The sequence below is a fragment of the Streptomyces sp. NPDC047017 genome, from assembly GCF_040644175.1.
Lineage (GTDB): Bacteria > Actinomycetota > Actinomycetes > Streptomycetales > Streptomycetaceae > Streptomyces.
Map to the genome: position 1 here is coordinate 169,804 of NZ_JBEYVW010000013.1, position 13,523 is coordinate 183,326.

10 protein-coding genes are annotated in these 13,523 nt (G+C 72.5%); 3 read left to right on the top strand and 7 right to left on the bottom strand.

Annotated features, from left to right (window positions below; all coding sequences use genetic code 11):
- Positions 1–36: 36 nt before the first annotated feature.
- Positions 37–2,358 carry a serine/threonine-protein kinase gene (locus tag ABZ858_RS22400; RefSeq protein WP_361381243.1) on the bottom strand — a complete coding sequence of 774 codons (2,322 nt, stop codon included), beginning with the start codon at positions 2,356–2,358 and terminating at the stop codon, positions 37–39.
- A gap of 235 nt (positions 2,359–2,593) precedes the next feature.
- The gene (locus ABZ858_RS22405; RefSeq protein ID WP_361381246.1) at positions 2,594–4,300 is read right to left on the bottom strand and encodes a glycerol-3-phosphate dehydrogenase/oxidase; all 1,707 of its coding nucleotides are present in this window, start codon (positions 4,298–4,300) and stop codon (positions 2,594–2,596) included.
- A gap of 293 nt (positions 4,301–4,593) precedes the next feature.
- Between ABZ858_RS22405 and ABZ858_RS22410 the strand changes: the two genes are divergently transcribed.
- Positions 4,594–5,802, top strand: coding sequence for a nucleotide sugar dehydrogenase (locus tag ABZ858_RS22410; protein WP_361381249.1), 1,209 nt, complete (start codon positions 4,594–4,596; stop codon positions 5,800–5,802).
- Positions 5,803–6,117: 315 nt separating this feature from the next.
- Here ABZ858_RS22410 and ABZ858_RS22415 read toward each other — a convergent pair whose 3' ends face one another.
- The 4 genes from ABZ858_RS22415 to ABZ858_RS22430 all read right to left on the bottom strand — a co-directional run bounded on the left by ABZ858_RS22415 (position 6,118) and on the right by ABZ858_RS22430 (position 11,039).
- Positions 6,118–7,242: a GuaB3 family IMP dehydrogenase-related protein gene (locus tag ABZ858_RS22415; RefSeq protein ID WP_361381252.1), complete on the bottom strand. Its 1,125-nt coding sequence runs from the start codon at positions 7,240–7,242 to the stop codon at positions 6,118–6,120.
- Positions 7,243–7,361: 119 nt separating this feature from the next.
- A complete protein-coding gene (gene guaB, locus ABZ858_RS22420; protein WP_361381255.1) occupies positions 7,362–8,864 on the bottom strand; it encodes an IMP dehydrogenase in 1,503 nt (500 codons plus the stop codon).
- A gap of 169 nt (positions 8,865–9,033) precedes the next feature.
- Positions 9,034–9,621 (bottom strand): sigma-70 family RNA polymerase sigma factor, encoded by a 588-nt coding sequence (locus ABZ858_RS22425; RefSeq protein WP_361381258.1) that lies wholly within the window; start codon positions 9,619–9,621, stop codon positions 9,034–9,036.
- An 806-nt stretch (positions 9,622–10,427) separates the two neighbouring features.
- Positions 10,428–11,039, bottom strand: coding sequence for a response regulator transcription factor (locus ABZ858_RS22430; protein ID WP_003948568.1), 612 nt, complete (start codon positions 11,037–11,039; stop codon positions 10,428–10,430).
- A 382-nt stretch (positions 11,040–11,421) separates the two neighbouring features.
- On the opposite strand from ABZ858_RS22430, the gene ABZ858_RS22435 reads away from it, so the two are divergent.
- Positions 11,422–11,754 carry a WhiB family transcriptional regulator gene (locus tag ABZ858_RS22435; protein ID WP_361381261.1) on the top strand — a complete coding sequence of 111 codons (333 nt, stop codon included), beginning with the start codon at positions 11,422–11,424 and terminating at the stop codon, positions 11,752–11,754.
- Between the two features lie 70 nt (positions 11,755–11,824).
- On the opposite strand, the gene ABZ858_RS22440 is transcribed toward ABZ858_RS22435, so the two are convergent.
- Positions 11,825–12,721, bottom strand: a complete 897-nt coding sequence (locus tag ABZ858_RS22440) for a LysR family transcriptional regulator (RefSeq protein WP_361381264.1) — start codon at positions 12,719–12,721, stop codon at positions 11,825–11,827.
- Positions 12,722–12,800: 79 nt separating this feature from the next.
- On the opposite strand from ABZ858_RS22440, the gene ABZ858_RS22445 reads away from it, so the two are divergent.
- Positions 12,801–13,481 carry an MOSC domain-containing protein gene (locus tag ABZ858_RS22445; protein WP_361381267.1) on the top strand — a complete coding sequence of 227 codons (681 nt, stop codon included), beginning with the start codon at positions 12,801–12,803 and terminating at the stop codon, positions 13,479–13,481.
- Positions 13,482–13,523 lie beyond the last annotated feature (42 nt).

Sequence of the window (13,523 nt, forward strand, 5' to 3'; positions counted from 1 at the left end):
GTGCCGGAGGCAACCCGCAAGAGGGGAAGCCGGATCTCACTTGGGCTGGAACGACTTCGTCAGCGTCTCGAAGGTGCCCTTGCGCAGGTCGCCGTCCCAGTCACCGGCCTTCGCCGTGTACATCAGGCCGTACCCGAGGTGATCGCTGACCACGAAGCCCCGGTCGATCGTGCGGTACTGGGTACCCCCGTCGGTGTAGGTGAACTCCCAGTCGGCCGTGTTCCAGCCGCGGTAGTCCACCTTCTCGATCCGGAGGCGGTGGTAGGCGGAGCGGCGCATGGAGCCCTCCTGGTCCTGCCAGTCGGCCACCGGGTCGTCCTTGGGCGTCGACGTCCAGCCGATGAGCAGCTTCTGCCCGTCCGGACCGGTGAAGCGGTCCCCCGCGTCGTCGGTGGCCGTGTGCTTCCAGCCCTTGGGCAGCCCGATGGTGTAGCCCTGACCGCTCTTGTACGTCGTCTCCGGCGCGGCGGCGGCGCCGGCGCCGGAACCGGCGGACGCGTCGCCCCCGCCGGGCGTGCCGGCGCCGGTGCTCGCGGCGGGCGATCCGCCGGCCGTCCCCGTCGCGGAGCCGGTCTGCTTGCCGTCCGTGCCGCTCGCGCCGCCCTTGCCGTGGCCGGCCGGCGTGCTCGCGGACGTACCGGCGGCGGCCGACGTACGGGCGGCCCCGCTCCCGCCGCCCGCGGCGTCCTCGTCGTCGCCGCTCAGCGCGATGGCCAGCACGGCACCGATCACGGCGAGCGCGACGACCACCGCGATGATCACCAGCGTCCGCTTGGGCACGACGTCGGTGAGCGGCGCCCTGGGCACCGGCCGCGGTGTCAGGTCCAGGTCCGGCGGCGGCACCACGGGCCACCCGGAGCCCGACCGGGTCCCCCGCGCACCGCTCCCCGACGCCTTCCCGCCCGCCTTCTCGCTCCGGTCGCCGCCGCCACTGCCGCCCGCGGCCGCGCCGCCCGCCGCGTCACGGGCCGCCGCACCGGCACCACTCCCGGTACCGGCCCCGGCGCCCGCACCGGCAGAAGCCCCGGTCCCAGCCCCAGACCCAGCCCCAGCCCCAGCAGCCTTGCCGCCCGCCGTCTTGTCACCGGCCGACCTGTCACCGGCCGTCTTGCCGGTCGCCGTCCCGCCGCTCGCCGCCTTGCCACCGGACGTGGAGCCGCCCGCGGCCGGACCCGTGGCGTTCGCCGCCGGAGCCGCCGCGTCCGCGCCGCCCGTCGTACCGCCCGCCCCCGGCTTGGCCCGGGAGGCCGCGGCCGAGGTCGCCGCGCCCGCCGCCCCGGCGGCCTTGCGCACCGAGCGCAGCGCGCCGCGCAGCCGGTCGCCCGCCTCCTCGCCCCGCCTGCCGCCCCCGGCACCGGAGCCACCGGCGCCCGGACCGGAGCCCGCGCCGCCGCCCTTCGTACCGCCCTTGCCCGCCCGCCGGTCCGGCTGCGCCGGCAGCGGTACGACCCTCGTCGCGTCCGCCGGAGGCTCCGGTTCCGCCGCCCTCGGCTCGGGGGCGTGGACGACGGCCTTGAGCATCGCCCGGGCGTCCGCGTCCTCAAGACGCTTGGCCGGGTCCTTGTTGAGCAGGCCGTAGATGACGTCCCGCAGCGGCCCGGCGTTCTTGGGCTCCTCCAGCGGCTCGGTCATCACCGCGGTCAGGGTGGCGATCGCCGACCCCTTGTCGTACGGGGGGGTGCCCTCGACCGCCGCGTACAGCAGGCCGCCGAGGGACCACAGGTCGGCGGCCGGGCCGGGCTTGTGGCCGCGGGCCCGCTCCGGGGAGATGTAGGAGGGCGCGCCGACGAGCATGCCGGTGGAGGTGATGGACGGGTCGCCCTCGACCTGCGCGATGCCGAAGTCGGTGAGCACGACCCGGCCGTCCTCGGCGATCAGCACGTTGGACGGCTTCACATCGCGGTGCAGGATGCCCTGGCGGTGCGCGGACCGCAGCACGTCCAGGACGGCGAGCCCGACCTCGGCGGCCCGCCGCGGCTCCAGCAGGCCGTCCTCGCGGATCACCTCGGCCAGCGACTTGCCCTCGACCAGCTCCATGACGATCCACGGCCGGTCGTCCTCGTCGACCACGTCGAAGACGGTCACCGCGCTGGTGTTGCGGATCCGCGCGATGGCCTTGGCCTCGCGCAGCGTCCGCGTGATCAGCCGCCGTTTCTCGTCCTCGTCGATGTTGGTCGGGAACCGCAGCTCCTTGACGGCCACCGTCCGGCCCAGGGTCTCGTCCTCGGCCCGCCACACGGTGCCCATGCCGCCACGGCCGAGCACGTCTCCCAGCCGGTACCGCCCGGCGAGAAGACGCTCGCTGTTGTCCTGACGAGTGTCCTGACGGGATGCCCCCGCCCGCTCCGCCTCCGACATGCGTCCCCTCATGCAACCCGCCCTGACAGAGCCTCCATTGTCTCTCACCCGACAAGTGCTCAACGCCCAGGGTGCCCCTGGGGACACCCTGGGGGCACCCTGGGGGCGCCGCTGAACAGCGCGCGCGGCGCGGCGGGCTGACGACCGGTGACGAAACTCCCGCTTTCCGCCGCTCCCTTTCTCCCCCTCTCCCGCAGAACTCCCCCGTCACTCCCCCTTCTCGCCCGAAACCGCCCTACAACGGCACGATGTCCGGCGCGCCCAGCCGCGCCGCGTCGGCCGTCAGGTCGTCGGGCTGGCGCTGCGACTCCCGCTCCGCCTCGACCCGCTTCTGGTAGTGCTCGACCTCGCGTTCGATCTGGCCCTCGTCCCAGCCCAGCACCGGCGCCATCAGCACGGCTGCCTCCCGGGCGCTGCGCGTGCCCCGGTCGAAGGTCTCGATGGATATCCGGGTGCGCCGGGTCAGCACGTCGTCCAGGTGCCGCGCGCCCTCGTGCGAGGCCGCGTAGACGACCTCGGCGCGCAGATAGTCGTCGGCGGCCTCCAGCGGCGCGCCCAGCGACGGGTCCTCGGCGATGAGGGCGAGCACCTCCTGCGCCGCCGACCCGTACCGGTTCAGCAGGTGCTCGACGCGCACCACGTGGATGCCGGTGTCGGCGGCGATGCGCGCCCGCGCGTTCCACAGCGCCTGGTAGCCCTCCGCGCCGTACAGCGGGGTCTCCTCGGTGACGCAGTCGGCGACCCGCATGTCCAGGCCGTGCACCGCCTCGTCGACGGCGTCCTTGGCCATCACCCGGTACGTCGTGTACTTGCCGCCCGCGATCACGACCAGGCCGGGCACCGGGTGGGCCACGGTGTGCTCGCGCGAGAGCTTGCTGGTGGCGTCGGACTCGCCGGCCAGCAGGGGGCGCAGGCCCGCGTAGACGCCCTCCACGTCGTCGCGGCCGAGCGGCACCGCGAGCACCGAGTTGACGTGCTCCAGCAGGTAGTCGATGTCGGCGCTGGAGGCGGCCGGGTGCGCCTTGTCGAGGTCCCAGTCGGTGTCGGTGGTGCCGATGATCCAGTGCCGGCCCCAGGGGATGACGAACAGCACGGACTTCTCGGTGCGCAGGATCAGCCCGGTGCTGGAGTGGATGCGGTCCTTGGGGACCACGAGGTGGATGCCCTTGGAGGCGCGGACGTGGAACTGGCCGCGCTCACCCACCAGCGCCTGGGTGTCGTCGGTCCACACACCGGTGGCGTTGACGACCTGCTTGGCGCGGATCTCGTACTCGCCGCCGCCCTCCACGTCCTCCACCCGGGCCCCGACCACCCGCTCGCCCTCGCGCAGGAACCCGGTGACCCGCGCGCGGTTGGCGGCCAGCGCGCCGTAGGAGACGGCGGTGCGCACCAGGGTCGCCACGAAGCGGGCGTCGTCCATCTGGGCGTCGTAGTACTGCAAGGCGCCGACCAGGGCGTCCTTCTTCAGGCAGGGCGCCACGCGCAGCGCGTGACGGCGGGTCAGGTGGCGGTGCAGGGGCAGTCCCCTGCCGTGGCCGCGGGCCATCGACATGCCGTCGTAGAGCGCGACGCCCGAGCCGGCGTACAGCCGCTCCCAGCCCTTGTGCTGGAGCGGGTACAGGAACGGCACCGGCTTGACCAGGTGCGGGGCCAGCCGCTCCAGCAGCAGTCCGCGCTCCTTGAGGGCCTCCCGCACGAGCGCGAAGTCGAGCATCTCCAGATAGCGCAGTCCGCCGTGTATGAGCTTGCTGGACCGGCTGGAGGTGCCCGACGCCCAGTCGCGCGCCTCCACTATGCCGGTGGACAGGCCGCGTGTGACGGCGTCCAGGGCCGTGCCCGCGCCCACCACGCCGCCACCCACGACCAGGATGTCAAGCTCTCGCTCGGCCATTGCCGCCAGTGACTCGGCGCGCTGCGCCGGCCCCAGTGTCGCTGTCCTCACCGCTGCCTCCCGTTCTCGGTCGAGCCGGCCGCACCCGTCGGGCGAAGCCCCGTCCCATCCGTCCCCTGTACCCCCCGCGTTCTCCCCATGCCTGAATTCTGACCGGGTTGCCCGTCTTCAGCCACCAGTCGCCCCCAGCCTGTGGACAACTCCGGGCGGCGCACCGAGAAACACGCTGGTCAATCCCGCAAAACGGTCATATTTACTCCTAGTCTGACATTGCACTCGCTCGTCCTGTCCACCGGACTTGCGTGCCAGCCCCACCTCGGTTATTGGGAAGGACGGCCCACGCCATGCCCGCAGATCTCGCCGTCATCGGACTCGGTCCTCTCGGCCTGCCCCTGGCCCAGGCCGCCGTCGCCGCCGGCATCCCCACGCTCGGGTACCGCACCGGGGAGGAACCCGGCGCCCTCAGCGCCGCCGAACTGCGCCGGATGCTCTCGGGGGGCTTCCGGCCGGCCACCAACCCGGCCGAGCTGGGCCGGGTCCGCACCGCCGTCATCTGCGCGCCCACCCCGCGCGCCGCCGACGGCGGGTTCGACCTCGGCCAGGTGGAGACCGCGGCCCGCGCCCTCGCCGGGCAGCTGCGCCCGCACACCACCGTCATCCTGGAGTCGGCCGTCCACCCCGGCACCACGGACGCGTTCCTGCGCCCGCTCCTGGAGGAGGGCTCCGGACTGCTCGCGGGCCGCGACTTCCACCTCGCCTACTCCCCCAGCCGCGTCGACCCCGGCAACCGCGCGATCACGCCGGCCAACACGCCGAAGGTGATCGGCGGCCTCACCCCGGCCTGCACCGAGTCCGCCGCCGCCTTCTACGGCCGCCTCACCGACAAGGTGGTCCGCGCGCGCGGGCTGCGCGAGGCCGAGACCGTGCACCTCCTGGAGACCAACTACCGGCACGTCAACATCGCGCTCGTCAACGAGATGGCCGTCCTCTGCCACGACCTGGGCGTGGACCTGTGGGACGTGGTGCGCTGCGCGGAGACCAAGCCGTTCGGCTTCCAGGCGTTCCGCCCCGGCCCCGGCGTCGGCGGCCACGGCCTCCCCCAGGACCTGGCCGGGCCCGGCGGGCGCGGGCTGCGCATGGTGGAACTCGCCCAGCAGGTCAACAGCCGCATGCCACGCTACGTCGTCCAGCGCGCCGCCACCCTCCTCAACGAGCACGGCAAGTCGGCGCGCGGCGCCCGCGTCCTGCTCCTGGGCGTCACCTACAAGCCCGACCTCGCCGACCTCCAGGGCACCCCCGCCGAGGAGATCGCCGTCCGCCTCACCGGCCTCGGCGCCTCCGTCAGCTACCACGACCCGTACGTGCCCGCCTGGAGCGTCCAGGACCGGCCCGTCCCCCGCGCCGACGCGCTGTACGAGGCGGTCGCCGACGCCGACCTGACGATCCTCCTCCAGCACCACCGGACGTACGACCTCCAGGGCCTGTCCGTCAAGGCCCAGCTCCTCCTGGACACCCGCGGCGCGGCTCCCCTGGGGGCGGCGCATCGGTTGTGAAAGGGGGCGCGTGGATGCGTGCTGCTCCGCAGCCGGTGGCCAGGGGGTTTCACGCCTCGGTAGCGTACGAGCGCGGAGTCCGTCGGCCCGGCGACGGACTCTCGCGACCCCGGCTGTCGGTGTCCGCCCCTACCTCTGATGGGGGCGGCCGCTCACCACCCGAAGACGGATGCGGTCCCAGCGGGTGGGCTTGCGGTGACGCCCCATGGACGCCCCCTTGCATGACGCCGCCTGCGCAGGCACAGCACACGCGAAAGGGTCCGGCCACTCGCCTGAGCGAGTGACCGGACCCTTTTGCGGACCGGAGCCCGTGGGCTACCGCTTGTGCTGGGAGTCCGCGACCGTCACCTCGACGCGCTGGAACTCCTTCAGCTCGCTGTAGCCGGTCGTGGCCATGGCGCGGCGCAGGGCGCCGAAGAAGTTCATGGAGCCGTCGGGGGTGTGCGAGGGGCCGGTGAGGACCTCCTCGATGGAGCCGACCGTGCCGAGGTCGACCTTCTGGCCGCGCGGCAGCTCCTCGTTGACGGCCTCCATGCCCCAGTGGTGGCCCTTGCCGGGCGCGTCCGTGGCGCGGGCCAGCGGGGAGCCCATCATCACCGCGTCGGCGCCGCAGGCGATCGCCTTGGGCAGGTCGCCGGACCAGCCGACACCGCCGTCCGCGATCACGTGCACGTACCGGCCGCCGGACTCGTCCATGTAGTCGCGGCGGGCGGCCGCCACGTCGGCGACGGCGGTGGCCATCGGGACCTGGATGCCGAGCACGTTGCGCGTGGTGTGCGCGGCGCCGCCGCCGAAGCCGACGAGGACACCGGCCGCGCCGGTGCGCATCAGGTGCAGGGCCGCGGTGTAGGTGGCGCAGCCGCCGACGATCACCGGGACGTCCAGCTCGTAGATGAACTGCTTCAGGTTCAGCGGCTCGTGCGCGGAGGAGACGTGCTCGGCGGAGACCGTGGTGCCGCGGATGACGAAGATGTCCACGCCCGCGTCCACGACGGCCTTGGAGAACTGGGCGGTGCGCTGCGGGGAGAGCGCCGCGGCGGTGACCACGCCGGAGTCGCGCACCTCCTTGATGCGCGCGCCGATCAGCTCCTCCTTGATGGGAGCCGCGTAGATCTCCTGGAGGCGGCGGGTGGCGGCCTCGGCGGGCAGCCCGGTGATCTCGTCCAGCAGCGGCTGCGGGTCCTCGTGCCGCGTCCACAGCCCTTCGAGGTTGAGCACGCCCAGGCCGCCCAGCTCACCGATGCGGATCGCGGTGGCCGGGGAGACGACGGAGTCCATGGGGGCGGCCAGGAAGGGCAGCTCGAAGCGGTAGGCGTCGATCTGCCAGGCGATCGAGACCTCCTTCGGGTCCCGCGTACGGCGGCTGGGGACGACGGCGATGTCGTCGAAGGCGTACGCCCGGCGGCCGCGCTTGCCGCGCCCGATCTCGATCTCAGTCACGTCTGTGGCCTTTCCCTGATGCGTTTCAGCGTCTTCCAGTATCGCCGACGCCCATGGCAAGGGCGGCCCCGGAGGCTTCCGGGGCCGCCCTGCACGGCGGAGCGCCTGCTCGGCGCCGCCTACTTGCTGCTGTAGTTGGGTGCCTCGACCGTCATCTGGATGTCGTGCGGGTGGCTCTCCTTGAGGCCCGCCGAGGTGATCCGGACGAAGCGGCCCTTGGTCTCCATCTCCTCGATGGTGGCCGCGCCGACGTAGCCCATGGTCTGGCGCAGGCCGCCGACGAGCTGGTGCAGCACGTTGGCCAGCGGGCCGCGGTAGGGCACCTGGCCCTCGATGCCCTCGGGCACCAGCTTGTCGTCGGAGGCGACCTCGCCCTGGAAGTAGCGGTCCTTCGAGTACGACCGGGCCTGACCGCGGGACTGCATGGCGCCCAGCGAGCCCATGCCCCGGTAGGACTTGAACTGCTTGCCGTTGATGAAGAGCAGCTCGCCGGGCGACTCCTCGCAGCCCGCGAGCAGGCTGCCCAGCATGACCGTGTCGGCACCGGCGGCGAGCGCCTTGCCGATGTCGCCGGAGTACTGCAGGCCGCCGTCGCCGATCAGCGGGATGCCCGCCGGGCGGGCCGCGAGCGACGCCTCGTAGATGGCGGTGACCTGCGGGACGCCGATGCCGGCCACCACGCGCGTGGTGCAGATCGAGCCGGGGCCCACGCCCACCTTGATGCCGTCGACACCGGCGTCGATCAGGGCCTGCGCGCCGTCGCGGGTGGCGACATTGCCGCCGATCACGTCGACGGAGACGCTCGACTTGATCTTCGACATCCAGCTCAGCGCGTTGCTGTTGTGGCCGTGCGAGGTGTCCACGACCAGGAAGTCCGCCCCGGCCTCGGCGAGCGCCTGGGCGCGCTCCAGGGCCTCGGGGCTGGCACCGACCGCGGCGCCGACGAGCAGCCTGCCCTCCGCGTCCTTGGCCGCGTTCGGGTACTGCTCCGCCTTGACGAAGTCCTTGACGGTGATCAGGCCCTTGAGGACGCCCGCGTCGTCGACCAGCGGAAGCTTCTCGATCTTGTGCTTGCGCAGCAGCTGCATGGCGTCCACGCCGGAGATGCCGACCTTGCCGGTGACCAGCGGCATCGGCGTCATGACGTCGCTCACCCGGCGGCCGCGGTCGGTCTCGAAGGCCATGTCACGGTTGGTGACGATGCCGAGGAGCTTGCCGGCCGGGTCGGTGACGGGCACCCCGCTGATGCGGAACTTGGCGCACAGCGCGTCCGCCTCGGCGAGCGTCGCCTCCGGGTGCACGGTGATGGGGTCGGTGACCATGCCGGACTCGGACCGCTTGACCAGATCGACCTGATTGACCTGGTCCTCGACCGAGAGGTTGCGGTGCAGCACGCCGACACCGCCCAGCCGGGCCATCGAGATCGCCATGCGGGACTCGGTGACCTTGTCCATCGCCGCCGAGAGCAGCGGGATGTTGACCCGCACATTGCGGGAGATACGGGACGATGTGTCGACCGCGTTGGGGAGCACCTCGGATGCGCCCGGCAGAAGCAGCACGTCGTCGTAGGTCAGCCCGAGTGTCGCGAATTTTCCGGGCACTCCGTCGACGTTGGCAGTCATGACACCTTCCCCAAATGGCCTTGATCGGTGCGGATGTCCATGCTAACGGGAAGTGGAGGCGTCTCATTCCACGAACGAAGATCACCTTCGGCTTCATGCCTTCGTACGAGTCTTCGTACGAGCACGAGGCCGTACGCCCACTGTGCCGCGACGGGACCGGGGGCGGCGGCTACTGCTCGGCCAAGGCCCGCAGCCTGCTCAGCGCGCGGTGCTGGGCGACCCGGACCGCGCCCGGTGACATTCCCAACATCTGCCCGGTCTCCTCCGCGGTCAGGCCCACGGCGATGCGCAGCAGCAGCAGTTCGCGCTGGTTCTCGGGGAGGTTGGCGAGGAGTTTCTTGGCCCATTCGGCGTCGCTGCTGAGCAGGGCGCGTTCCTCCGGGCCGAGGGAGTCGTCCGGGCGCTCGGGCATCTCGTCGGACGGCACGGCCGTCGAACCGGGGTGGCGCATGGCGGCGCGCTGGAGGTCCGCGACCTTGTGCGAGGCGATGGCGAAGACGAACGCCTCGAAGGGACGGCCGGTGTCCCGGTAGCGCGGCAGGGCGAGGAGGACGGCGACGCAGACCTCCTGGGCCAGGTCCTCGACGAAGTGGCGCGCGTCGCCGGGGAGCCGGGACAGCCGGGTGCGGCAGTAGCGCAGCGCGAGCGGATGGACGCGGGCCAGCAGGTCGTGCGTGGCCCGCTCGTCGCCGTCGACGGCACGGTGCACGAGGCCACCGATCGCCCCTGGGGCAACTGCCGCCTCGTCGTCACGCATCGGTCCATGGTGCCTTGGCGTCGTCCGCTCCGTGGCACCGCCTTCGTGGTTGTGCACCGAAGCGTTATGAGCAGGTGCGCCGGAACCCATCCCCTGCGCCCTCCCATTCCGCTCGACCGACTCGTCCCCGAGGAACTCCACACCCTCAAGGATGCGGCATCCGCGGCGAAACGAGCAGCCATCGCCCGGCGGGCCGCGTTGCCACTGGTGACCGGCCTGCGGTAGGCGACGCCGACCACACCCCCGACAGACCACTTCCCGCAGACGACTTCCCGCAGACCGATTTCCACGGACCAGTTCCCGCAGGACATTTTCCGCGGACCACTTCCCGCAGACCATTGTCCGCGGACCACTTCACGGCACCGGGCGTCCGACGACCCGGCGACAGCCGGCGGGCCGGTGACACCGCCGGTCCGGCGAAGACCGGCGGCCCGGTGACCTCCGGCGGCCCGTGCCGACCGGCACGCCCCACGCATCCCTCGCGTCCCGCCTGCCCCGCACGGCGCGCTCGCCCGGCGCCGCCCCGCGCGCGGCGCGCACAGCGCGTCCACCCGCACAACCGACCGGCTGGATGTACACCGGACCGGCCGGTCCCCGCCGCCGGAACAACCGCCGAAGGCACCGGCGGCAGACCCACCAGAAAATCAGAAGAATCATCGGCAGATCCGCCGGAGCAACAGCCGGCAGAACCGCCGAAGACCCGCGGGCGACCCGCCTGGCGACCCGTCCGAAAGACGGCCCGTTCACCGGGCCGGGCCCGCTCGGGTGCGGCCCGGCCTTCGGACAGGCCCCCATGGGGATCGGCCCTAGCGGACCAGGCCCCACCGGAAACCGAGTGCCACCGCGTGCGCGCGGTCCGAGGCGCCGAGCTTCTTGAACAGCCGGCGGGCGTGCGTCTTGACGGTGTCCTCGGAGAGGAACAGCTCACGGCCGATCTCCGCGTTGGAGCGGCCGTGGCTCATGCCCTCCAGGACCTGGATCTCGCGCGCGGTGAGCGTGGGCGCCGCGCCCATCTCGGCCGAACGCAGCCGGCGCGGGGCAAGCCGCCAGGTGGGGTCGGCCAGGGCCTGGGTCACGGTGGCCCGCAGCTCCGCGCGCGAGGCGTCCTTGTGCAGGTAGCCGCGGGCACCGGCGGCGACGGCGAGCGCCACACCGTCGAGGTCCTCGGCGACCGTGAGCATGATGATCCGCGCACCGGGGTCGGCGGACAGCAGCCGCCGCACCGTCTCGACGCCGCCCAGTCCGGGCATGCGTACGTCCATCAGAATGAGGTCCGAGCGGTCGGCGCCCCAGCGGCGGAGGACTTCCTCGCCGTTGGCCGCCGTCGTCACACGCTCGACACCGGGCACGGTCGCGACCGCGCGGCGGAGCGCCTCTCGGGCAAGCGGGGAGTCGTCGCAGACGAGGACGGATGTCATGGCCGCCCTCCGCAGCTGATGCGCGTCACCTTGAGCCTCCAGGCTGGTACGAAATCGTCACCTGTGCGGTCGACCGCCTCGGACGCCTGCCCGAGCGCTTGTGTGGTCAACCGCCTCCGCACTCTCAACGACGGTCACTCGAAAGAGTTACGGGGCCGTACGCCGTTTTCGGCACTCTACGTGAGGGAGCGGACACAGTGCAGACACAGACGTCATACCCTCAACTTTTCATCACAAGCTATGCCCCATTCAGCCCCTTTTCTTCCCGTTTCCAGGTGTCTAGGGCTAGATTCGCAATGAGTCATATTTTCATCTCCTTAGATCGGAGATGTACGGTCGTCGGCACCGTATCCGCCACCGAACGGCTACAAGGGGTCACGCAATGGCAGATTTCTCCCGCCTTCCCGGACCGAATGCGGACCTGTGGGACTGGCAGCTCCTTGCTGCCTGCCGCGGGGTGGACAGCTCGCTCTTCTTCCATCCCGAGGGCGAGCGCGGGGCGGCTCGGAGCGCTCGTGAGAACTCGGCCAAGGAGGTCTGCATGAGGTGCCCGGTCCGCGCGGAGTGCGCGGCACACGCCCTGGCGGTGCGCGAACCGTACGGGGTGTGGGGCGGGCTGACCGAGGACGAGCGCGAAGAACTGATGGGGCGGGCGCGCAACCGGCTGGTGACGGCGGCGTCGTCGTCCAGCGGGGACGCCGCCTCGAACAACTGAAGGAACGTTTCTTCTTATTCAGTCACGATCAACACGGCAGGACCGCACACCGTCACCGTCATCGTTACCGTCACCTGGCCCCGGCGCGTTCCAGTTCGTCGAGGGTGGCCGCCACCGTCGGCACCTGGGCCAGGTCGGGCAGGGTCAGGGCGACGATCTCCCGGCGCACCGCCGGTTCCAGTGCGACGGTGCGGGCGCCTCGCGGGCGCACGGACTCGACCGCGAGCTGGGGCAGTACGGCGACGCCCAGGCCCGCGCCGACCAGCCCGACCACCGCCGGGTAGTCGTCGGTGGCGAAGTCGATACGGGGCGTGAACCCGGCGCTCGCGCATGCCTCGACCAGCTGGCCGCGGCAGCGCGGGCAGCCGGCGATCCACGGTTCGCCGGCGAGGTCCGCGATGGCCATGGAGTCGGCCCCGGCCAGCCGGTGCCGCTCGGGCACGAGGCCGACCAGGCGGTCGGTGAGCAGCGGCCGTACGGCCAGGTCGTCCCATTCCTCGGCGCCCGCGGCGCCCTCGTAGCGGAAGGCGAGCGCCACGTCGCAGTCGCCCGCGCGCAGCAGTTCCACGGAGCGCGGCGGTTCGGCCTCCTCCAGGGAGACCCGGGTGCCGGGATGGGCGGCGCGCAGCGCGGCCAGGGCGGTCGGGACGAGCGTGGAGCTGCCGCTGGGGAAGGAGACCAGGCGGACCCGGCCGGCCCGCAGCCCGGCGATGGCGGCGACCTCCTCCTCGGCGGCGGTGAGTCCGGCGAGGATGCCGCCCGCGTGCCGCACCAGGGCCTCGCCGGCCTCGGTCAGCCGCATCTCGCGGCCGGTGCGGACCAGCAGGGGGGTGCCGACGGAGCCTTCCAGGGCCTTCATCTGCTGGCTGACGGCGGGCTGGGTGCAGCCCAGTTCCCGGGCCGCCGCGGAGAAGGAGCCGCTGGCGGCGACGGCGCGCAGTACGCGCAGATGGCGGGCCTCGATCACCCTTCGAGCATAAGCCAACCTTGGGCGTGATACCGAATAACGCGTCGACACTTTGACGAGCGGTCGCTACCGTGCGGGTATGAGGCTTCTTTCCGTCAACGTGGGCCGGGCGCGGGCCGTGCCGTACACCGACCAGGCGCAGGGCGTGACCGGCATCGACAAGCGGCCGGTGGCCGGGCCGGTGCGGGTGGCGGCGCCCGGCCCCAAGGGCGTCGGCGCGAGCGGGCTGGCCGGGGACGCGGTGTGCGACACGCGGCACCACGGCGGCGACGACCAGGCGGTGTACGCGGTGGCCCGCGAGGACCTGGACGCGTGGGAGCGCGAGCTGGGCCGCGCCCTGCCCGACGGCTCGTTCGGCGAGAACCTGACCACCATCGGACTGGACATCTCCGGCGCGCTGATCGGCGAGCGGTGGCGCATCGGGCCCGCGGCCGGTCCCTCGGTGCTGCTCGAGGTCACCAGCGGGCGGATCCCGTGCCGGACCTTCCAGGGCCATCTGGGTGAGAAGGGGTGGGTGAAGCGGTTCACGCTCCGGGGTGCGCCGGGCGCGTACCTGCGGGTGATCGAGCCGGGTGAGGTCCGTCCGGGTGATCCGGTGGAGATCGTGCACCGGCCGGACCACGACGTGACCGTGGCGCTGCAGTTCCGTGCCTCCACGACCGAGCGGTCCCTGCTGCCGCGCCTGCTGGCGGCGGGTACGGCGCTGCATCCGGAGTCACTGGCGGCGGCGCGGAAGTACGCGGACACGTATGTGGGCTGACGTCCGCTCGGCAGCCGGTGTGCACGGATGGGGAGGGCCTGT

Bases quoted from the DNA above. Each gene is read 5' to 3' on its own strand.
- ABZ858_RS22425 (WP_361381258.1), bottom strand. From the start codon at position 9,621: ATGCGTGACGACGAGGCGGCAGTTGCCCCAGGGGCGATCGGTGGCCTC.
- ABZ858_RS22400 (WP_361381243.1), bottom strand. From the start codon at position 2,358: ATGTCGGAGGCGGAGCGGGCGGGGGCATCCCGTCAGGACACTCGTCAG.
- ABZ858_RS22410 (WP_361381249.1), top strand. From the start codon at position 4,594: ATGCCCGCAGATCTCGCCGTCATCGGACTCGGTCCTCTCGGCCTGCCC.
- ABZ858_RS22430 (WP_003948568.1), bottom strand. From the start codon at position 11,039: ATGACATCCGTCCTCGTCTGCGACGACTCCCCGCTTGCCCGAGAGGCG.
- ABZ858_RS22445 (WP_361381267.1), top strand. From the start codon at position 12,801: ATGAGGCTTCTTTCCGTCAACGTGGGCCGGGCGCGGGCCGTGCCGTAC.
- ABZ858_RS22435 (WP_361381261.1), top strand. From the start codon at position 11,422: ATGGCAGATTTCTCCCGCCTTCCCGGACCGAATGCGGACCTGTGGGAC.
- guaB (WP_361381255.1), bottom strand. From the start codon at position 8,864: ATGACTGCCAACGTCGACGGAGTGCCCGGAAAATTCGCGACACTCGGG.